Source organism: Aggregicoccus sp. 17bor-14 (genome assembly GCF_009659535.1).
Classification (GTDB): Bacteria; Myxococcota; Myxococcia; order Myxococcales; family Myxococcaceae; genus Aggregicoccus.
The window spans coordinates 88,493-107,355 of record NZ_VJZZ01000006.1 but is presented as its reverse complement, the minus strand read 5'-3'; the positions used below and the strand labels follow the sequence as shown (position 1 = coordinate 107,355).

19 protein-coding genes are annotated in these 18,863 nt (G+C 74.3%); 10 read left to right on the top strand and 9 right to left on the bottom strand.

Annotated features, from left to right (window positions below; translation table 11 throughout):
- The first annotated feature begins 21 nt into the window (after positions 1-21).
- Positions 22-615, top strand: coding sequence for a dual specificity protein phosphatase family protein (locus FGE12_RS13185; RefSeq protein ID WP_153866813.1), 594 nt, complete (start codon positions 22-24; stop codon positions 613-615).
- Between the two features lie 75 nt (positions 616-690).
- On the top strand, positions 691-3,486 hold the full coding sequence (locus tag FGE12_RS13180) for a hypothetical protein (protein WP_153866812.1): 2,796 nt from the start codon (positions 691-693) through the stop codon (positions 3,484-3,486).
- Positions 3,487-3,494: 8 nt separating this feature from the next.
- On the opposite strand, the gene FGE12_RS13175 is transcribed toward FGE12_RS13180, so the two are convergent.
- The 5 genes from FGE12_RS13175 to FGE12_RS13155 form a co-directional block, all read right to left on the bottom strand.
- Complete coding sequence (locus tag FGE12_RS13175) at positions 3,495-3,851, bottom strand: hypothetical protein (protein WP_153866811.1); 357 nt, start codon at positions 3,849-3,851, stop codon at positions 3,495-3,497.
- A gap of 143 nt (positions 3,852-3,994) precedes the next feature.
- A complete protein-coding gene (locus tag FGE12_RS13170; RefSeq protein ID WP_153866810.1) occupies positions 3,995-4,852 on the bottom strand; it encodes a class I SAM-dependent methyltransferase in 858 nt (285 codons plus the stop codon).
- Positions 4,853-4,869: 17 nt separating this feature from the next.
- Positions 4,870-5,625 carry a LytTR family DNA-binding domain-containing protein gene (locus tag FGE12_RS13165; RefSeq protein WP_194797844.1) on the bottom strand — a complete coding sequence of 252 codons (756 nt, stop codon included), beginning with the start codon at positions 5,623-5,625 and terminating at the stop codon, positions 4,870-4,872.
- Entirely contained in the window at positions 5,622-6,740 is a 1,119-nt protein-coding gene (locus FGE12_RS13160) for a sensor histidine kinase (protein WP_153866809.1), read from the bottom strand. The genes FGE12_RS13165 and FGE12_RS13160 overlap by 4 nt, the downstream gene beginning before the upstream one ends.
- A gap of 10 nt (positions 6,741-6,750) precedes the next feature.
- On the bottom strand, positions 6,751-7,917 hold the full coding sequence (locus FGE12_RS13155; protein ID WP_153866808.1) for an acyltransferase: 1,167 nt from the start codon (positions 7,915-7,917) through the stop codon (positions 6,751-6,753).
- Between the two features lie 157 nt (positions 7,918-8,074).
- Between FGE12_RS13155 and FGE12_RS13150 the strand changes: the two genes are divergently transcribed.
- Both FGE12_RS13150 and FGE12_RS13145 read left to right on the top strand, forming a co-directional pair.
- Positions 8,075-9,121: a hypothetical protein gene (locus FGE12_RS13150; protein ID WP_153866807.1), complete on the top strand. Its 1,047-nt coding sequence runs from the start codon at positions 8,075-8,077 to the stop codon at positions 9,119-9,121.
- A 133-nt stretch (positions 9,122-9,254) separates the two neighbouring features.
- Complete coding sequence (locus FGE12_RS13145) at positions 9,255-10,745, top strand: hypothetical protein (protein ID WP_153866806.1); 1,491 nt, start codon at positions 9,255-9,257, stop codon at positions 10,743-10,745.
- Between the two features lie 21 nt (positions 10,746-10,766).
- Here the strand turns inward: FGE12_RS13145 and FGE12_RS13140 are convergent, their stop codons facing one another.
- Positions 10,767-11,549, bottom strand: a complete 783-nt coding sequence (locus FGE12_RS13140) for a phosphate/phosphite/phosphonate ABC transporter substrate-binding protein (protein WP_228530776.1) — start codon at positions 11,547-11,549, stop codon at positions 10,767-10,769.
- 312 nt (positions 11,550-11,861) lie between these two features.
- Here FGE12_RS13140 and FGE12_RS13135 point away from each other — a divergent pair, with 312 nt between their 5' ends.
- Positions 11,862-12,560 carry a hypothetical protein gene (locus FGE12_RS13135; protein ID WP_153866804.1) on the top strand — a complete coding sequence of 233 codons (699 nt, stop codon included), beginning with the start codon at positions 11,862-11,864 and terminating at the stop codon, positions 12,558-12,560.
- A gap of 4 nt (positions 12,561-12,564) precedes the next feature.
- Positions 12,565-13,767, top strand: a complete 1,203-nt coding sequence (locus FGE12_RS13130; RefSeq protein WP_370458973.1) for an MFS transporter — start codon at positions 12,565-12,567, stop codon at positions 13,765-13,767.
- Here FGE12_RS13130 and FGE12_RS13125 read toward each other — a convergent pair.
- Positions 13,764-14,663, bottom strand: a complete 900-nt coding sequence (locus FGE12_RS13125) for a hypothetical protein (protein WP_153866803.1) — start codon at positions 14,661-14,663, stop codon at positions 13,764-13,766. The two genes, FGE12_RS13130 and FGE12_RS13125, sit on opposite strands and share 4 nt — an antisense overlap.
- A 319-nt stretch (positions 14,664-14,982) precedes the next feature.
- Here FGE12_RS13125 and FGE12_RS13120 point away from each other — a divergent pair, with 319 nt between their 5' ends.
- Both FGE12_RS13120 and FGE12_RS13115 read left to right on the top strand, forming a co-directional pair.
- A complete protein-coding gene (locus FGE12_RS13120; RefSeq protein WP_153866802.1) occupies positions 14,983-15,459 on the top strand; it encodes a hypothetical protein in 477 nt (158 codons plus the stop codon).
- A gap of 174 nt (positions 15,460-15,633) precedes the next feature.
- On the top strand, positions 15,634-16,269 hold the full coding sequence (locus FGE12_RS13115; protein ID WP_153866801.1) for a DUF4142 domain-containing protein: 636 nt from the start codon (positions 15,634-15,636) through the stop codon (positions 16,267-16,269).
- A 90-nt stretch (positions 16,270-16,359) separates the two neighbouring features.
- On the opposite strand, the gene FGE12_RS13110 is transcribed toward FGE12_RS13115, so the two are convergent.
- Positions 16,360-17,289: an AraC family transcriptional regulator gene (locus FGE12_RS13110; RefSeq protein WP_153866800.1), complete on the bottom strand. Its 930-nt coding sequence runs from the start codon at positions 17,287-17,289 to the stop codon at positions 16,360-16,362.
- A gap of 145 nt (positions 17,290-17,434) precedes the next feature.
- On the opposite strand from FGE12_RS13110, the gene FGE12_RS13105 reads away from it, so the two are divergent.
- On the top strand, positions 17,435-17,869 hold the full coding sequence (locus FGE12_RS13105; RefSeq protein ID WP_153866799.1) for a DUF4267 domain-containing protein: 435 nt from the start codon (positions 17,435-17,437) through the stop codon (positions 17,867-17,869).
- A gap of 46 nt (positions 17,870-17,915) precedes the next feature.
- On the top strand, positions 17,916-18,260 hold the full coding sequence (locus tag FGE12_RS13100; RefSeq protein ID WP_153866798.1) for a hypothetical protein: 345 nt from the start codon (positions 17,916-17,918) through the stop codon (positions 18,258-18,260).
- On the opposite strand, the gene FGE12_RS13095 is transcribed toward FGE12_RS13100, so the two are convergent.
- A complete protein-coding gene (locus FGE12_RS13095) occupies positions 18,236-18,856 on the bottom strand; it encodes an SMI1/KNR4 family protein (RefSeq protein WP_153866797.1) in 621 nt (206 codons plus the stop codon). The genes FGE12_RS13100 and FGE12_RS13095 overlap by 25 nt on opposite strands.
- Between the last annotated feature and the right edge of the window lie 7 nt (positions 18,857-18,863).

Here is an 18,863-nt window from a genome sequence, read left to right as displayed (position 1 = left end):
CGGGAAACGAGGGGATGGGAAATGAGTGTCTCGCTGCTCCGCGACGTGCACCGCGTGCCGGGCGTGCGCGGCTGGGTGCGCAAGCAGGTGCTGCGCTCGGTGGCGCGCGTCATCGAGTGGACGACCAAGCTGCCGGGCCGCCCGCTCAACGTGAGCCGCGTCACGCCGCAGCTGCTGGTGGGCGGGCACGTGCCGCGCGCGGCCTACCCGCAGCTCAAGGCGCTGGGCGTGACGCACGTCATCGACGTGCGTCAGGAGCGCTCGGACGACGCGCAGGCGCTGCGCGCGCTGGGCATCGAGCTGCTGCACCTGCCCGCCCCGGACCGCTACGCGCCCTCCGTCACCCAGTTGCAACAAGGTGTCGCGTGGGCGCTGCCGCGGCTCGCGGCAGGCGGCCAGGTGTACGCGCACTGCGAGCACGGCGTGGGGCGCGGGCCGCTGATGGGGCTCGCCATCCTCGTCGCCCAGGGGTGGGATGCGACCGAGGCCTACAAGAGGCTGCGCGAGGCGCGCTGGCAGAGCACGCTCAACGACCGGCAGCTGGAGGGGCTGGTGCGCTTCGTGGAGGCCACCCGCCCCGCCCAGGCGCGCGCGGAGGCCGCCGGGGGCGCGTAGGGGCCCAGGCTGGCAAAGGCAGGGCAGAGCAGATTAGTCTGCGCACCCCGCCCCCGCCCCCGAGGCTCCCCCCGCATGCTCCTGAACCGTCCGCACGCCCTGCTCGCCGCAGGCCTGTTGCTCTCGCTGCTCGGCGCGTGCGGCGGCGTCGATCCCTGTGAGACCACCGTGTGCCCCGCGCCCGGCGTGTGCACGCCCCAGGGCGAGAGCGCGGCGTGCCTCTGCGACGGCTACTCGTGCGCCACGCCGCGGGGCAACGAGGACGCGCGCATGCAGCAGGAGGCCACCCTGCTCGCGTCTTCGCCGGAGCGGCACGTGGACTCGCTCGCGCGGGGCGGCACCTATGCCCCGGTGCGCTACTACGCGTTCACCGCGGTGGCGGGCCACACGTACGCCATCGGCTGCGAGCCGCTCACGCTCCCCTCCTGCGTGGTGCGCCTCTTCGACTCCCAGTTCCACTCGTTCGGCGGGCTCAGCGCGGGGCCGGGGGAGACCGTCGACGCCCTCTACCAACCCACCGCGAACGGCACCTACTACCTCGCCTTCACCGGCAAGGAGCTCTCGGACACGGGCACGTTCCGGTACTGGTTCGAGGACCTCGGCCCCGATGACGTCAGCGACTTCGCGGCGGGCGCCGGCCATCGCGACCCCTCGCCCCTGCCCTTCTCCGGCACGCTCGAGCGCGTGGGCGACCGGGACGTCTTCACGACGGCGTCCGTGGCGGGCCGCACCTACCAGCTGCGCTGCGAGCTGCCCGGCGCGACCGGCAACTGGGCGCTCGCCTTCTATGGCCTCGAGGGCCAGCCTGCCGCCAACGCCGTGGCCGTGGGGCAGACCTCGCTGACGGTCCAGTTCACGCCCTCGTTCGCCGGGGCGCTGTACTACAGCATCAGCTCGTGGCTCCCGGACGGCGCCACCGGCGCCTACCAGTGCACGCTGCTCTCCGGCACGGACGACCACGGGGACACGGTGGACACGGCCACCGCGCTCGCGGTGCCGGGAAGCGCGTCCGGGACCATCTCGCTCCCGGAGGACCTGGACGTGTTCTCCGCCACGCTCGAGGCCACCCACCTCTACGAGCTGAAGGTCACCTGCAGCGCGTATGGCTCGGACCGCTGCGCGCTCGCGCTGAAGGACCCGGACGGGAGGCCCGTCACGGCCGCGCTGCCGGGGCGCTTCACCGCCGAGAGCACCGGTCGCTACACGCTCACCGTGAGCGGCTCCGCCGGGACCCGCTACTCGCTCACGCTGACGGACCTAGGCATCGACCCGCAGGGAGGGTCCTTCGAGGACGCACAGCCGATCGCCACCGACGGCACGCCCGTGAGCGGGAGCCTGAGCTACGAGGGCGACGAGGACGCCTTCGCCTTCGAGGCGGTCCGGGACCGCGTCTACCGCCTCACCTGCGACTTCAGCGCCGCGAACGGCCCGGTGCCCGCGCCCGACTTCTGGAGCGCGAGCGGGCAGCGGCTGGGGCTCGTCGTGCAGCAGGCGCCGCACAGCGAGACCCTGTTCGAGGCGTCCGCCACGCAGCGCACCTACGTGAAGCTACAGAGCTACTCGTTCAGCGGGCCGCAGGTCCCCTACACCTGCCGGCTCGTCGAGGCCGTGGACGACCACGGCGATGCGCCCGCGCAGGCGACCCCGGTCTCCGTGGGGGCGAGCGCGACAGGGCGCCTCGAGTGGGGCTGGGACGTGGACGTGTTCTCGCTCGCGCTGCCCGCCGAGCAGATCGTCCGGGTGAGCCCCCAGTCGGACCTGCCCGACGGGCTCTTCATCGAGGTGCGCGACATGGAGGGCAACCTGGTCACGTGGACGTCCGGGCCCGCCCTCCTGGGCGGCGGCGCCGCGGGCACCTACTTCCTGCACGTGCGGCCCCTGAACAGGCAGCAGGGGGGCACCTACAGCCTCGGCCTCGAGGACCTCGGCAAGGACGAACATGGGAACTTGCCCGCCTCCGCCACGCCCCTCGCGCTCGACACCGTCGTGGACAGCTGGATCGACACGCCGGGTGACGTGGACGTCTTCGCGCTCACGCTCGAGCGGGGGCGCATCGTGACCCTCCGCTGCACCGCGGACGATGGCAGCTGCACCTTCGACCTCGCCCGCTCGGACGGCAGCCGCCTCTATATGAACGCGGGCCCGACCCAGCAGTGGGTCGCCCCCGAGGCCGGCACGTACTTCCTGACCGTGCGCACCTCCGGGAGGCAGCACTACACGCTGGTGGCCGAGGACAGCGGGCTGGATGACCACGGGGACACGCGCGACACCGCCACGCCCCTGGTCCCGGGCGTCCCCGTATCCGGGCGCAGCGACTACCTGTACGACTGGGACCTGTTCCGCTTCGAGGGCACGGCGGCAGGCGCGTACCGCATCCGCTACACGCCCGAGCCGGGCGACACGCAGCCCCTGCAGCTCTGGCTGCCCGCGGGCGCGCGCCAGGTGCCCGCGCCGGGCGACCCCGGGCTGACCTACATCGACGTGCCCACCGCGGGCACGGTCGTGGTGCGCGTGCGCAGCACCGGCCGCTACACCGTGCTGCTGGAGGACCTGGGGCCGGACGACCACGGCGACACGGTCACCACTGCCACGGACGCGCAGGTGGGCGCCGAGCTCTCGGGCACCCTCGAGACGGCGCTGGACACGGACGCCTTCCGCTTCGCGGTGACGCCCGGCCAGACCTACCAGGTGGAGTACCTCTCCGGGCCGGCGGTGCAGTCCACGGTGTTGCGCTCGGACGGGCAGCTCTGCCCGCAGAACGGCGACGGGAGCTTCACCCCCTGCGATACGCAGCCCCACGTGCTGCTCGTCTCGGGCATCACCGAGTCCGCGTGGACGGACCGCAGCGCCTACCGGGTGCGCGTGCGCTGAGCGCCGGCCTACGTCCGGACGCGCGCGCGTCCGAAGTGCGGCAGGTGGGGCCGGCCGTGGCGCTGCAGGTGCACGAGGACGCCGAGGCTCGCGTAGCCCGCGGCGAAGAGCAGCAGCAGGGTCGCGTACCAGGCGGGACCCCACGCGAACGCCGTGAGCCCGAGGATGCCGAGCAGGGTGGCGAAGCCCCAGGGCGCGTGCAGGCGGTAGTGGGACTCGCTGAAGGCCAGGCCCGCGGACGCCAGGGCGCACGCGAGCACGACGAAGCCCAGCGGGATGGCGAAGCGCCCCAGGATTCCCGCGAGCCCCACCCAGGTGAGTCCCAGCCCGATGCCGCCCAGACCTCCGGCCAGTGCTCCGCGCATGGCTGCCTCCCGCGCCCGGGCCCCCGCGTGCGCAGGGGCCCACCTGCCGGGAAGATGGGACGCGGGCGCGCGCGCGGCGAGCAGGAGGCCGGCGAGCCCTCTGCCGGCCTCTCGTCGTCCGGGCTCGGCGCCGCGCGGGCCCCCTACGCCGTCGCGACCAGCAGCTCCTCGGAGTGGCTGGGCAGGCGCAGGCCGTCCGTGCGGCCCGCGAAGTAGCGCTCGGTGAGCGCGTCCGCGGACACGTGCGCCACGTCGCGAAAGCCCGCCTCGCGCGCCAGGGCGAGCAGCTGCTCGGGCTCGAAGAAGCTCAGCCACGGAGTGCCGCTCGCGCGGGCTCCCCGCGCCGCGGCCTCGATGCCCGGGCGCAGCGCGGGCTCGGCGCGCTCGAGGGGCAGCATGAAGGACATCACCAGCGTGGAGCCCGGGGCGAGCGCTGCGGCGTCGCGCAGCGTGGCCACGATCGCCTCGCGCGTGAGGTACATGCTCACGCCGGTGGACGCGACGACGGCGGGCTGCGCGGCGTCGAAGCCCGCCATGGCGAGCTGCCCCCGCCACGACTCACCGCGCTCGAAGTCCACCGGCACGAAGCGCAGGAAGGAGGGGACCGCGAGGCCCCGCTCGACGAGCTGCCGCCGCTTCCACGCCTGCGTCCCCGGCGCGTCCACCTCGAACACGCGCAGGCGCGCACCGAGCTCCGGGCGGCGCTGGGCAAAGGTGTCCAGCCCCGCGCCCAGCAGCACGTACTGCGCGACGCCGCGCGCGACCTGCGCCTCGACGAGGTCCTCGACGAAGCGCGCGCGGGCCACGATGGAGGCGCGGAAGGGCCGCGTGAACGCGCCCATGTCCGGGCGCTGCTGCCAGCCCTCCTCCGGGGCCGCGAGCGCGAGGCCCACCGTGTCCTCGAACACGTGCGGCGGCGGGTCCGCGAGCACGTGCAGCGCGCGCCACAGCGCCGTGCGGAGGGCGGTGTTGTCCGGGCCAGACTTCCGGGGGTCCGTCATGGGCGTGCTCCTTCAGCTCAGCCCTCCACGCCCCAGCGGGCGAGGAAGGCATCGCGGTGGGTGCGGCTGAGGACGACGGTGCTGCCATCCTGCATCACCAGGAGCCCGTCGCCGTGCGTCCAGGGCTCGAGCCGCGCCACCGCCTCGAGCGCGACGAGCTCGCTGCGGTGCACGCGCACGAAGCGCCCGGGGTCCAGGCGCGCCTCCAGCGCCTTGAGCGTCTGGCGCACGAGGTGCTCGCGGCCACCCGCGTGCAGGCGCACGTACTTGTCCTCGGCGGTGAGCCGCGTCACCGCGTCCAGGCGCAAGGGCACCCAGCCCTCGCCCTGGCGCACGATGAGCCGCTCGAGCCGCGGCTGCACCGCCTGCAAGAGCGCGCCCGGCGCCTCGACCCGGCCCGCCGCGAGCTGCACGTGGGCGCGGTCCAGCGCGCGACGGAAGCGCTCGGCGTCGTAGGGCTTGAGCAGGTAGTCCAGCGCCGCCGCCTCGAAGGCGCTCAGGGCGTACTGGTCGTACGCGGTGGAGAAGACGACTGCGGGCGCGGCCTCGCCCAGGGCCTCGAGCACCTCGAAGCCCGTGAGGCCCGGCATCTGCACGTCCAGCAGCAGCAGGTCCGGCCGCGAGGCCTCGTCCTGCAGCAGGCGCAGCGCCGCGTGGCCGTCCGCCGCCTCGCCCGCGAGGGCGAAGCGCGGGTCCTGCGCGAGCAGGCGCTTCACCTTCGCGCGCGCCGGCGCCTCGTCGTCCACCACCAGCACGCGAAAGGGGCCGCTCACGCCGCCTCCTCCGGAAGGACCGGAAGCACCAGCCGCACCTGCGCGCCCCCGTGCGCGCCCGCGCCCCGCTCCACGCGCGCGCCCGCCCCGTACAGCAGGCGCAGCACCTCCTCCAGGTGGCGCAGGCCCAGCCCCGCGCCCCGCTCGGGGCTGGGCGCGCCGAAGCCGCGCCCGTCGTCCTCCACCTGCAGCAGCAGCGCGCCGTTCTCGCGCTCGTCGCGCCACGCCGCGAGCCGCAGCGTGAGCGCTTCCGCGCGGTCCTGGTTGTGCTTCACCGCGTTCTCCGCGAGCAGCTGCAGGGAGAAGCGCGGCACGCCCTGCGCCTCGAGCCCCGGGGCCACCTCCCACGCCACCTGTAGCCGCTCGCCGAAGCGGGCGTGCAGCAGCGCGAGGTAGCGCTCGGTGTGGGCGCGCTCCTCCGCGAGGCTCCACGTGGCGCGGCGCGCGTCGAAGCCCGCGCGCAGCACCTGGCCCAGGTCCGCGAGCAGGCGGTCGGTGCGCGCGAGGTCCTCGTACATGAGCGAGGAGACGGTGTTGAGCGCGTTGAAGAGGAAGTGCGGGTCCAGCTGCCCGGTGAGCGCCTGCAGCCGCGCCTCCTTCAGCTCCGCGGCGAGCTGCGCCTGGCGCAGCGCGAGCCCCTGGCGCTCGCGCCACACCCACACGCCCCGGCACGCGCCGGCCCACAGCACGTACGCCACCGCGTCCTTCATCATCTCCATGCCCAGGTGCACCGGCAGCGCGTGGTAGCCGTACTCGCCCCAGCCCAGCCAGCGGTAGATGGCGAAGCGCGGCGGCACCATCAGCGCGTTCTTGAGGACGGTGAAGGCGAGGAAGCTGGCGAGGTGGATGCCCAGGAAGCGGCCCCAGCGGCCCGCGGGCGCGGGCGCGTTGAGCACCGCCGCGGTGGGCAGCCAGCAGCTCGCCCAGAACGCGAGGGTCCCGGTCAGCTCCCACACCAGCGGGCGGCTCCAGGGCTCCGTGCTGCCCTCCGCGCGCATCGCGAGGTGGACCGTGGTCGCCATCCAGAGGCCCACCAGCAGGACGGCGCCCAGCAGGGCGAGCGCCGTGCGGAGCCGCAGCGCCGGCCAGCGCCAGGAGGGAGCGGAGGAGGCCATGGCCCGCACTCTACGCGGACGGCGCGGGCGCGGGCAGCGGCTCTGCGAGCGGCCGGGGGCGACGGCGCGCGGGCCCGAGGCCGAAGAGGGGCCGCAGCAGCGGCACGCGCGCCACCGCCTCGCTCAGCGCCCAGCTCACGCCCCCCGACGCGGCGAGCAGCAGCGCGAAGCGCGCCCAGGGGCCCAGCGCGGGGCTCCAGCGCAGCAGGCCGTACGCGAGCACGAGGATGACCGTCTGGTGCCAGATGTAGAAGGGGTACGCGAGCCCCTGCGCGTGCTGCAGCCACGGGCGCGCGGTGCGCACGTGGTGGCGCGCGTAGCCCAGCGCCGCGAGCATCCCGCTCCAGGCCATGGCCCAGGTCGCCAGGTGCTCGAAGGGGAAGGGAAACTCCGCCTCCGGAAGCAGCGCCGCGAGCAGCAGTGCGAAGGCGCCGAGGTGCAGGTGGCGCTGGGCGGCGAGCCGGTCGAAGAGGCCCGGCATGCGCCCGAGCAGGTGGCCCACGAGGAAGAGATAGCCGTAGCTCGACCACAGCTTCGGGTCGTCGAAGAGCGCGTGTGTCTCCGGGTAGCGGCGCAGGGCGATGCGCAGCGCCGCGAGCGGCAGGAAGAGCAGCAGCAGGGCCCCGGGGCGCGCGAGCCCGCGCTCGAGCCGCGCGAGGGCGGCCCGGCCCGCGGCGCGGCCCAGCCACGCGAAGAGGGGCAGCGCGAGCAGGCAGTAGGTGAGCAGGTAGGCGACGAACCAGAGGTGGTGCCAGCTGGTGTTGCCCGCGGGGTAGGCCTGGCCGCGCAGCACCGAGGGCCAGAAGGCGAGGAAGGAGCCGTGGAACTGCCCCTTGTAGACGCGCTCCACGTAGATCTGCGGCGGCACCACCGCGAGGATGCCGAAGAGCACCGGCACCCCGAGCCGCTTCACCCGGTCGCGCGCGAAGGCGCCCAGCGAGCGGCGCCGCAGCGCGAACGCGGTGCCCGCGCCCGACACGAGCATCAGCAGCGGCATGCGCACCACGTGCAGCACGTCCATCACCGGCTCGAGCACGGGCAGCAGCTGCGGGTTCTTCAGGTGCCAGTCCCACGTCACGAAGAACATGCCCACGTGGTAGGCGAGCAGCACGGCGATGCAGAACACCCGGAGCCAGTCCAGGTCGGGGCGGCGGGTGTCGGCGGTGTGTGCGGTCATGAGGACCTCCTCTGCCGCCCAAGCTCTGCCCTTCCCCGGCGCGCGTCCTGCGCAATGTCGTGGGACGGACCGGGCGCGGCGCGAGCCGGACGCGGGCGTCGCGGGCGCGCGCGGAAGTTCGCTATGTCCGGGCCAGGGCCGAGACCGAGAGCAAGAGATGGCGATGCTGGGACTCGTGGTGGCGGGCGTGCTCGCGCTGGCGCAGCAGGACGCGCCGGTGCATGAGGTGAAGCTCGAGCCGGGCAGCGAGGTGCGCGCCCGGCTGCACGCGGACGCAGGCGCGCAGGTGCTGCGCGGGCGCGCGCAGGAGGCCCCGCCCGGGGTGCTGCGCCTGCAGCTCGAGGGCGGAGCGGTGCGCGAGGTGCCCCTCGTGCAGGTGCAGGCGCTGGAGGCGCACCGGAATGGAGCGCTCGCCGGCGCGCTCTGGGGAGGCACGACGCTGGGCTGGGCGAGTGCCAGCTTCACCACCTTCGTCGGTATCCTCGCCAACGGGCTGCGCGAGTCCGGCAGCGCCACGCCCATGCCGTTCTTCACCGGCGCAGGAGCACTGGTCGGCGCGGTCCTGGGCGCCGGCGTGGGGGTGGTGGTGGGGTCTCGCTCGGAGCGCTGGCCCGCGCTGCACGGCCCCGGCGCAGGCGCGCCCGCGGCGCTGCGGCTCAGCTACGGCTCCGACGGCAGCGCGCCCTTCGCGCGGCGCGACCGGGTGGAGCTGGGGCTCGGGCTGGGGCTGCTGCTGGACCCGGACGAGTACCAGCGCACGATGGTCGGCTCGCGCGTGCGGCTGCACCTGCTGGTGCCACTGACCGAGCGCCTCGCGCTGGGCCCCGAGGCCTCGCTCGGCCAGCTCGACCACTTCGTGGACCACTACGGGGAGCTGGACGAGGACCTCACCCAGGCGAGCGCGGACGTGGGCCTGCGCGCGCGCTACTGGCTGGGCAACCCGGGCGGCGCGCTGCGGCCCCTGCTCAGCGCGGGGGCGGCGCTGCACCTGCTGAGCGAGGACGCGCAGTTCGTCGTCAACGGGAGCCAGCAGTCGCGGGAGGTGACGGAGCTGGCGCTGAGCTTCGGCGGCGGCGTGGACTGGGTGCCGGTGCCCGGGGCGCCCGGCTTCACGCTCGAGGCGCTGTGGCGCCAGGGGCTGCACCCGGAGGGGCCGCGCACGAGCCACCTGGAGCTCTCTCTCACCAGCGCGCTGCGCTTCTGAGCGCGCCCGCTCCCCTGCCGGGCGGGGACACGCGGGCCCCTCGGGGTTTCTCCGGAGGCGGCGCGTGGCCTCGTCCGGAAGGGTCGGCTGGCGATGGGGCCCGGGCGCCCGATGTTGCCTCCCAGGAGGTGACATGGGCCGAGCCCTGGGGTTGGTGCTGGCAGTGCTGGCGTCGCAGCCGGCGTGGGGTGGCGAGGCGCGGGCCGCGCAGGCTGCGCCCTGCCGGCTGAGCGCCGTGCGCGGCGTCATCTGGCACGGCGCGCAGACGGTGCTCCCGCTCTCGCGCCTCGCGGCCTACGCCGCCCCCGTCTACTGGTTCTCCCCGGACGAGCCCGGGCTGCGCGCGGAGGAGGGCGGCGAGCTCCAGCTTCCGATCGCGCTGCCCTTCGAGCCCCCGGGCACGACGCCCGTCGTCTACTACCAGTTCGGCGAGCTCACCCTGAGGGAGGGCGCGCACCTGCAGCGCAACGCGGACCCGGCCCAGACGCAGGTGGACCTGCGCGACGTGGTGAGCTTCCGGCTCCACTTCTACGCCTACTTCCCCACCGAGCAGGGCGTGGGCGCGCACGAGCACGACGTGGAGGGGGCCGAGTTCAAGGCGGTGGTGCTCTCCACGCAGGGAGACGCCTTCCACGAGCTCACCGGCATGCGCTGCAGCACGCCCGAGTGGGTGGTCGCCATCACCCGGGTGAGCGCGAAGGCGCACGGCCTCTTCTGGTTCTGGAACATCAGCGACACCACCGACGAGACGCGCCTGCCGATGCACCTGCTGGTGGAGGAGGGCAAGCACGCGCTCGCCACGGACAAGAACAGCGACGGCTACTACACGCCCGGCTACGACGTGAGCCAGCACCTCAACGACGCCTGGGGCGTGCGCGACGCCACGCGCAGCGGCCTGCTCTTCAGCGGCGGCTACCAGGCGTGGATGTCCAAGGTGCGCCGCCCCGAGGACCGGCTCTTCCCTCCCCTGCCCGAGGACAGCCCGCTGCGCGCCGCGCTCGCGCGGCGCGTGGGGGACGCGCCCATGCCCCGGTACGCGCTGCGGCCCCTGCCCCCGGCCGAGCGCGCCCGCAGCGTGCGCGGCCTCTATCCCTTCCTGAAGGACAAGGACGTGCCCGACTGGCCGGTGGTGCAGGAGGCCAGCTCCCTGGACGAGGTCGCGGAGTGGCTCGAGGAGGGCCAGTCGCTGCGCTCGCTCTCGCTCTCGCTCTACTCGGACGGCGCGCTGGGCGCGTCGCTCGTCGTGCCGCTGCTGCTCGTGCGGAACGTGGAGGCCCCCATCGCGGGCGGCTACCTGGTGCACCGCGTGTACCTGAAGGACCACGCCTTTCGCGACTTCGGCTGGATGCTGATGTACACGCCCTCGGCGTCGCGCTGGTTCGACACCTACTTCGCCGCGGGCGTGGAGCGGGACCGCGAGGAGCTGGACGGACAGCGCACCAGCCGCACCTCCTTCGTGCTCGAGACCGGCGTGAAGCTGCGCGTGAACCTCTCGCGCTCGCCCCTGCGCTTCCTCAGCGTGCTCACCCCCTTCTGGGGCGTGCGCTTCGGCCTGAAGAACTACGGCTTCCAGGACATCGACCGGCTCACCTACGTGCTCGAGGTGGGCGCGGGCGTCTGGTAGCGCCCGCGCGCGGGCGCAGCGCTACAGGCTCGCGAGCGCCAGCCGGTAGAGGGCGCGGTAGGCGTTGCGGGGCGCGGGCTCGAAGCCGTCCGCGCGGAACAGCTCCTTGAGGAGCCGCTCGCCGGTGGGCGTGCCCCCGAGCTCCCGCAGCGCGCGCTCCAGCGCCTCCACCGTCTGCGCGGGGAGCGAGGCGTGCACCACCACGCCGTCGTTGGGGGACTCGTCGGTGTAGGCCACCAGCGCGAGCTGCTCCTCGCGCCCCGGCGCCACGTCGCGCAGCCAGGTGCGGAAGTCCGCCCCCTGCACGCTCGCGGGCGGAGCGAAGATGCTCGCCACCTGCGCGCGGCCCTCGAGCACCGCGTCCACCGCCGCCGCGTACGAGCCGGCGAAGAGCTGCTGCGCGAAGAGCTTCCCCGGCTCCAGGCCCTGGCCCTTGAGGAAGGCCACCGGCAGGAGGTAGCCGCCGGCGGAGTCGCGGTCCGTCCAGGCCACGGTGGTGCCCTGCAGGGTGCCCAGCGTCACCGGCGCGCCCACCTTGCACACCAGCGCCGCCCGGTAGCTCGCCGTGCCGCGCCGCAGGCCCCGCAGCAGCACCCGCGCCCCGGCGGCCTCCAGCCGCGCGCACACGAAGGGCGGCGCCCACGCCACCTGCGCGCGGCCCGCCTGCATGTCCGCCGCGAGCGCCTCGTAGGTGGGGGCCACCGCCACCGTCAGCGGCTGCCCGAGGGCGCGGCTGAGCACCGACTCCACGCGCGGCGCATGCTCCGCGAGCACCGCGGCCCCCAGCCCCGAGGGGAGCACCATCCGCACTGCTTCCGGCTGCGTCGACATGAGCTGAGTGACCTGGTTTCTCCCCCGTGCGCCCTGCGACCCCGGGAGGACGGCGACTGTAGCCGAAGTGAACTATTCGTGTCCTACCGGACACTCGAAGTTCAGGGGTGCGCCGGGCACCTACCCCCCTGGACAGGCCGGCTGCCGGGTGCGCTCCGGGCGGGCGTGGCCGGGGCCTCGTGCGGGTGCCGCGCGGAACCTTCGTGGTGTCCCCCTCCGCGCGCACCGCGCTCCGGCGCTCGGCCCGGATCGACGCCGCGGCCGGAGCTTTGCGAGAGTGCGCCCATGGCCCTCTCCCGCGTCTCGACGGTCCTCCTCCTGATCGCGCTCGCCGCCGCGCCCGGGTGCCGCACGCACCTGAGCCCGGAGGATGCGCGCCAGCTCTCCGGCGCCCCGGCCATCGGGTACACGCTCCTGAAGGAGAAGCCGGGCCGGATGGACATCCTGCTCCCCCGGGGAGCTTCGATGGAGACGATGCTCGAGTCGTTCACTGCGGCGGCCATCACGGCAGGCGACTTCGTGCGCTCCTCCGAGCTGCCCGCGGCGGAAGCAGAGGACTGGTACCGCCCGGCGGCGCCGCCCGAGAAGGGACCGCTGTTCGACCCGGCCAACGTGCTCGCCGCGAGCCTGCTGCGCCGGATGGTCGCGCAGCATCTCGCGCAGCCGGCCCCTCCCGCGTGCACCGGGGCTCAGCCCTGCACGGGCGCGACACTGGTGCTCGAAGCGGGACTCGGGGAGATCCGCACCGCGCTCGGCGGGCAGCCCCTGCGGATCGCGCTCAAGGGCCTGGAGGGCGAGGCGCGGCTGAAGACTCCCGAGGGGCGCACCGTGTGGAACGCCCGCTGCGAGGTGAAGTCGGTGCAGCTCCCGCCCGTGCGCATCGAGTCGCGTACGCACGCCACCCAGCTGCTCTACGACGCCGCGGCGCAGCAGTGCGGCCAGCAGCTCTTCGAGCAGCTGCGCGCGGCGCTGTCGGAGCCGTGAGCGGGTGAGGGGACGACGGGTGCACGTGGACAGCGAGGCGGGAGCGCGCGGGCGGCTGCCGCGCACGGTGGTGGTGCTCGGACTGGTGAGCCTGCTCACCGACCTGAGCAGCGAGATGATCTTCCCGCTGCTGCCCGCCTTCCTCGCGCTGCGCCTGCCCGGCGCGGCGCCCCTGCTGCTCGGGGCGATGGAGGGGCTCGCGGACCTGGTGGCCGCGGTGCTCAAGTACCAGTCCGGGAAGTGGGCGGACCGCAGCCGGCGCCTCAAGCCGCTGGTGCTCGCCGGCTACGGCGCTTCGTCGCTCGCGCGCCCGCTGATGGCCTTCGTCACCGCGCCCTGGCAGCCGCTGCTCATCCGCTCGCTGGACCGCGTGGGCAAGGGCGTGCGCTCCAGCCCCCGCGACGCGCTCATCGCCCACGCCGTCCCTGCGCCGCTTCGCGGGCGCGCCTTCGGCTTCCACCGCGGCATGGACCACGCGGGCGCGGCGCTGGGCGCGCTCGCCGCGATGGGCCTGCTCGCGCTGGGGCTGCAGGTGGAGCGCATCTTCCTCCTCTCGGCGGTGCCCGGGGCGCTGGGGGTGCTCGCGATCGGCCTCGCGCGCGAGCCCGAGCGCGCGCCCGCGGCGCCCTCCGGCACGCCCGCGGTGCCCGTGCCGCGGCGCCTCGGCTGGTTCCTCGGGCCGGTGGCGCTCTTCGGCCTCGCGAACGCGACGGACGCCTTCCTCCTGCTCAAGCTGAGCGAGGAAGGGGCGCCCGCCACGCTCCTGCCGCTCGCGTGGCTGCTCTTGCACGTGGTGAAGGCCGCCGTCTCCTACCCGGCGGGGCGGCTCGCGGACCGGCTGGGGCCCGCGCGGCTCGTGGTGGCGGGCTGGACCCTCTACGCCCTGAGCTACCTCGCGCTCGCGGCGGTGCGCGGCGTGGGCGCCACGCTCGCGGTGATGGCGGTGTACGGGCTGTACCACGCGCTCGCGGAGGGCGCGGAGAAGAGCCTGCTCACGGCGCTGGTGCCGGCCGAGGCGCGGGGCCGTGCCTTCGGCCTCTACAACGGGCTCGCGGGCGTCACGGCGCTGGGCGCGGGGCTGCTCTTCGGCGGGCAGTGGACGCGCCTGGGCAGCGGCGGGGCCTTCGCCGCGGCGGCCGGGCTCGCCGGTGCCGCGGCGCTCGGGCTCGCGCTGCTGCTGCCGCGCGCCTGGCCCCCGGGCCGCTAGAAGCCCACGCCGAGCGTGAGGCTGGCGAGGTAGCGGCCCGTCTCCGCGCTGGTCAGGTCCGCCTCGCTGGTGCCCTCGGGCAGGCCGGTGGACACGCCGCGCGCGAACTCCTGGCTGAAGAGGAAGTTGTAGGTGCCGCGCAGGTCGGCGCTGAACCTGCCCGCGGTGGTGCGAACGCCGAGGCCCACGGGCACGTCGCCCACCGTGTCGTCGTGGAAGCGCGCGCTGGTGGCGCGGACGTTGTAGTGGCTGAAGCCGATGCCCCCGAGCAGGTAGGGCTGCACGGGCGTGGGCACGCCGAGGGTGAGGTCCGCGTGTCCGCCGTTGCGCACGATGTCCGCGCCGTTGTGCACCTCCCCCGGCCGCGGGTTGCGGAGCTCGTTGAGCGAGCCGCTGTAGCCCGCCTCGAGGCCCAGGAAGGGCAAGGGCTGGAAGGCCACGGTCGCTGCCGCGGCCGGGCCGGGGCTGATCTCCGGCGCGAGCCGGCTGGTGTAGCCGTCCAGGCCACCGCCGAGCGTCACCATCAGCTGCGGCACGGGGGACTTCCGCTCGACGTGGTACGTCACGGTGGACGTGGAGGTCTCCACGCCCGCGCCGCCGGTGCCCGGCGCCGGCGTGCTCGGCGGCGTCACCTCGCCCTGCGCGCTCCCCGCGGGCGGAGGAGGCGGCGCGGGAGGCGGGCTCTCCTGCGTGCCGGCCGTGCCGGCCCCGCCCGTGGCCGTGCCTTGACTGCCCGCGGTGCCCGTCCCTGCCGAGCTCTGCGGCTCGAGGCAGGGAGGCGGGGTCGCCCCCGCCTTCGTGTTGCCCTGCGTCTGCTCGGACGCCGGGGTCCCTGCATGCGCAGCCCCGGCACCGAGGAGCGCTGCCACCAGCCCACTCGTGAGCATCGTCTTCATTGCGTCGTCCTCCGCGAAAACCCGGAGGTGGACTTCTGTACTCGGCCAGAGCGCAGCAATGCACCAACGTGCAGGCGGGGCACCTGCCCTGGGCGCCCCGGCACGGTCCGGGGGCGTGCGGGCCGGCCCCTGCAGCCGGGTGGGGCACCGCGCCCCGCGGACAATGTGCCCCGTCTCGGCCGGGGCCCGTCCGCCCGGCGTGGGAGCAGGCGCCGCCCGCGCGTAAACCGGCGCGATGCCGGGTGTGGCCCGCGCGCGCGAGGGTCCGGCACGCGCGAAGCAAGGGCATGCGGGTGACACGAGCAGAAGGAGAGCACGCATGCGAACCATGTTCATGGGAGTGACCGCAGGACTGCTTCTCGGGACGGCGGGCGTGGGGACCGCGCTCGCGCAGAGCACGACCTCGAGCACGAGCACGACGCAGCACAAGCAGAAGCACGAGGCCTCGGAGACGAAGGAGCAGGAGCGCGCCGAAGGTCACGAGCACCACGCCGCCAACGAGCACAACGAGCACCACGTCATGGGGAAGATCACCTCCATCAAGGGTGACACGGTCACCGTGCAGGGCCACGACGGCGCCGTCGCGCTCAAGGTGGGGAAGGACACGCACTTCAGGGACGTGAAGAAGGGCCACACGGCCGAGCAGACGCTGAACAACGACTTCCGCGAGGGCCAGGAGGTGCGCGCGAGCTACCGCGTGGAGGGCAGCACCAACATGGCCCGCATGCTGGCGCCGGAGCAGAGCCCGTCGCACTCCAGCAGCACGAAGGCCGAGAAGCCCGCCTCCACGAAGTAGTGCCCGGCCGCACGCAGGCCCCGGGCGCGCGCCTCCTCGGACTGCCGCCGGTCGAGCCTCCCGTGCCCCTTCGGCCGATGCGGCTCCCCGGCGCAGCCCCCAACTTTCCCGCAGGCGCGTGACACCTCACCGGGCCGGAGGCCGAGCGCGCGCCCCTCGAAGAGGAGACCCCGCATGAGAAAGCACATCGGAAGCTGGCTGGTCGCAGGCGCACTGCTGGTGGGCGGCCCCGGGCTCGCGCAGAGCAGCGCGGACGCAGGCACCGCCAGCGCAGGCACCGACGCCCTCACCACCGCGAAGCAGCTCATCGGCCAGGACGAGAGCGGCCTGCTGCAGCGCCTGCACCAGGCGAACAAGATGGAGGTCGAGCTGGGCCAGCTCGCCCAGCAGAAGGCGACCGACAGCGACGTGAAGCAGTATGGGCAGATGATGGTCACCGACCACCAGGCGCTCGACCAGCAGCTGAAGGCCTACGCCCAGAAGAAGGGCGTCACGCTCTCCGAGGACGAGCCGAGCGCGGCCAACGACACCGAGAAGGCGGTGATGGAGGCCGAGAAGGCGAGCAAGGCGAAGCTTCAGGCGCTGCAGGGCCCGAGCTTCCAGTACGCCTACGTCGCGGACATGGTCGAGGACCACGACATGGACATCTCCAAGGTCGCCGCGGCGATGGAGCAGTTCAAGAGCAACGCGGAGCTGGTGAAGATGCTCGAGGCGACGGCCCCCAAGCTCACCGAGCACCGCGAGCGCGCCTACACGCTGCTCGGCCGCCACAAGGCGAAGGCGCACATGGCGAGCAGCGGCAAGAAGTGAGGCCCCGCGCGCAGCTGCAACCGGGTTGCAGCTGCGCGCCACCGCCCCAGCCCCACGGGCTCGAGCGGCCGCGAGCGCGCCCTTGGTAGCTCAGGACCTCGTGCTTCGCCGGAATGCGCCGGGAGGCATGCCCATGTGCCGGCGGAACGCGCGGTTGAATGCGAACTCGGAGTCGTAGCCCACGCGCGCCGCGACTGCCGCGAGCCCTTCGTCCCCCCGACGCAGGTGCGCGGCGGCCTCCTGCATGCGCAGCTGCGTGAGGTACGCGTGCGGCGCCATCCCGAGCTCGGCCGCGAAGCGCCGCGCGAGCGTGGCCCGGGAGGTCCCCGAGCGGCGCGCCAGCTCCTCCACGCTCCAGTCCCGCCCGGGCTCGGCGTGCATCCAGCCCAACGCGCTCGCGAGGCTCCGGTCCCCGAGCGCCCCCAGCCACCCCGCCCCGCCCACCGGCTGCGCGTCCGCCCACGCGCGCAGCACCTGCACCAGCAGCACGTCGAGCAGCCGGGACGCGACCACCGTCGCGCCGCGCTCGGCGCGCTCGTACTCCTGCTCCAGCAGCGCCACCGTGGGCCCCATGGCGCGCACCGCCTCGGAGTCCCCGCGCAGGTGCACGCGCTCGGGCAGCAGGCGCATCACCGGGTGCACCCCGGGCTCCTCGAAGGCGAAGTGGCCGCAGAGGAAGCGCGACTCCGCACCGCTGCCGCCCAGCGCGTGCACGGGCGCGTCACCGCGCTCGGCCAGCCACTGCTCCAGGGGCAGCTTCGGGGTGCGCGGAGAGTCGGCCACGGCATGCCCCTCTCCCCGGGGCAGCAGCACGACGTCTCCGGTCCCCAGCGCGATGACCTCCCGCCCCTGCACCAGGCACCCGCGTCCCGCGGTGACGAGGTGCAGGGTGGCCACGGCCGTGGGCGGGAAGCGCAGCCCCCAGGGCGCACGCGCCACGGTGCGGCAGTAGAGCTGCCCTCGCAGCCGGGTGCGCTCGAGGAGCTGGCCGAGGAGGTCGGGAGTGGGGGCGCCATCCATGTCCCCACGCTAGCAACGGCCCGCCCGCCGCGCCTGGGCATTGAGCGTTTCGAGCAAATGATTGAGCCGGACACGAATGGTCATCCGAGCCCACGAAGGTCACATTCCATCTCGTTCAGCGCGACACCCCGCGCTCGGAGGCCCCATGGAGACGAACCGCTCCGCCTTGTCCTGGAAGCTCACCTCGCCCACCGCCCTGCTGACGCTGCTGCTGGGTGGCTTCATGCTGTTCCTCAGCGTCAACACCACCCTCCATCCGGTGAGCGCCGGTCAGGGCTTCGGGATTCCGTCCACGGGAGCCGACGCCCTGCCCTGGCTGAGCGTCAAGGCGGGGAGGGACCTCGGCATCGCGCTGGCCCTCTTCGGGCTGGTCTTCACGCGGCAGCGGCTCGCGGCGGGCATCTTCGTGCTCGCCACGATCGTGATGCCCGTGGTGGATGCGCTGACGGTCGTGAAGGCGGGCACCCCGCTCCTCTACGCCCTCTGCGTGCACGGCAGCGCCGCTCTCTTCGGCGTCCTCCTCGGCGCGGCGCTGCTGCGCGGCCACGGCGCCCGCGCACTGGGCCGCGTCGCAGGGTGATGCCCGTCTCGAGGGCGCCTCCCCGGAGAGCTCCGCGCACCGCCCCGTGGCGCTGCTATGCGACGGGGCGCTACGCGGACGGCGCCTTCCTGGCGATGGCGTACGGCATCGGCGCGGCAGCGGGCGCGCCCTTCCGCGGGCAGGCGCTGGACCGCGCGGCGATGCCACCTTCCTGCTGCAGCGCACCCTGCCCGAGCGCCAGCAGGTGGAGGGCTTCTCGCTCTACTACGCGGCCTTCGCCCTGGGCATGGGCGTGGGCAGCGGACTCGCGGGCGTGCTGCTCTCGCAGGGGCTGCCGCGCGGGGTGCTGCTGCTCAGCGCAGCCGTGCCGCTGCTCGCCGCCGCGCTCTCGCTGCTCGCGCGGCGCTACAACGCGCCCCAGAGCGGGTAGCTCTTGCGGTGCGCGGGGTCCTCGAAGCTCCAGTACCCCTTGGCGAGCGACCACCGGACGCTCCGCAGCTGCGCCAGGAAGCGCCGCAGGAAGTCGTCCACCGAGCTCCCGAGGAGCCGCTTCTCGTCCTCGTCACGCCCGAAGGCGATGACCTGGCCCGCGGTGCCGTGGGTGTCCGGATCGCCGTCGACGCCGAGGTGATTGCCCCCTGCGTCGTCCGTGAACGGGAGCCACCTCGCGTTGAAGTACACCGGCTTGATCATCCCCGGCGGCCGGGACGTCATCGACCCGGCGAGGGCGTCGTCCATTCCCTCTTCGGCGAGCGAGCGCCAGTTGCGCCAGTGCAGGCCGATGCCCTGCACCGAGAGGAACGTGAGACCGAAGAACACGCCGCAGGCGGCCGTGTCCTGCTGCCCGTCGTGGATGCGCAGCAGCGCCTTCAGTGGGGCGGGCAGCGCCGTGCCGAGCTCCCGCTCGAGCGCCGCGAGCCCGGCCTCTGCGGCCGGCGGGTTGAGCGCGAACAGCTGTGCTGGGCCTGCGCCGAGCAGCACCGACTCGATCTCCCGCCACGTGTCCTGCACGTCATCGCTGGGCATCCGTGCT

Coding starts and splice junctions, on each gene's coding strand:
- FGE12_RS13185 (WP_153866813.1), top strand. CDS start 22: ATGAGTGTCTCGCTGCTCCGCGACGTGCACCGCGTGCCGGGCGTGCGC.
- FGE12_RS13180 (WP_153866812.1), top strand. CDS start 691: ATGCTCCTGAACCGTCCGCACGCCCTGCTCGCCGCAGGCCTGTTGCTC.
- FGE12_RS13175 (WP_153866811.1), bottom strand. CDS start 3,851: ATGCGCGGAGCACTGGCCGGAGGTCTGGGCGGCATCGGGCTGGGACTC.
- FGE12_RS13170 (WP_153866810.1), bottom strand. CDS start 4,852: ATGACGGACCCCCGGAAGTCTGGCCCGGACAACACCGCCCTCCGCACG.
- FGE12_RS13160 (WP_153866809.1), bottom strand. CDS start 6,740: ATGGCCTCCTCCGCTCCCTCCTGGCGCTGGCCGGCGCTGCGGCTCCGC.
- FGE12_RS13155 (WP_153866808.1), bottom strand. CDS start 7,917: ATGACCGCACACACCGCCGACACCCGCCGCCCCGACCTGGACTGGCTC.
- FGE12_RS13150 (WP_153866807.1), top strand. CDS start 8,075: ATGGCGATGCTGGGACTCGTGGTGGCGGGCGTGCTCGCGCTGGCGCAG.
- FGE12_RS13145 (WP_153866806.1), top strand. CDS start 9,255: ATGGGCCGAGCCCTGGGGTTGGTGCTGGCAGTGCTGGCGTCGCAGCCG.
- FGE12_RS13140 (WP_228530776.1), bottom strand. CDS start 11,549: ATGGTGCTCCCCTCGGGGCTGGGGGCCGCGGTGCTCGCGGAGCATGCG.
- FGE12_RS13135 (WP_153866804.1), top strand. CDS start 11,862: ATGGCCCTCTCCCGCGTCTCGACGGTCCTCCTCCTGATCGCGCTCGCC.
- FGE12_RS13125 (WP_153866803.1), bottom strand. CDS start 14,663: ATGAAGACGATGCTCACGAGTGGGCTGGTGGCAGCGCTCCTCGGTGCC.
- FGE12_RS13120 (WP_153866802.1), top strand. CDS start 14,983: ATGCGAACCATGTTCATGGGAGTGACCGCAGGACTGCTTCTCGGGACG.
- FGE12_RS13115 (WP_153866801.1), top strand. CDS start 15,634: ATGAGAAAGCACATCGGAAGCTGGCTGGTCGCAGGCGCACTGCTGGTG.
- FGE12_RS13110 (WP_153866800.1), bottom strand. CDS start 17,289: ATGGATGGCGCCCCCACTCCCGACCTCCTCGGCCAGCTCCTCGAGCGC.
- FGE12_RS13105 (WP_153866799.1), top strand. CDS start 17,435: ATGGAGACGAACCGCTCCGCCTTGTCCTGGAAGCTCACCTCGCCCACC.
- FGE12_RS13095 (WP_153866797.1), bottom strand. CDS start 18,856: ATGCCCAGCGATGACGTGCAGGACACGTGGCGGGAGATCGAGTCGGTG.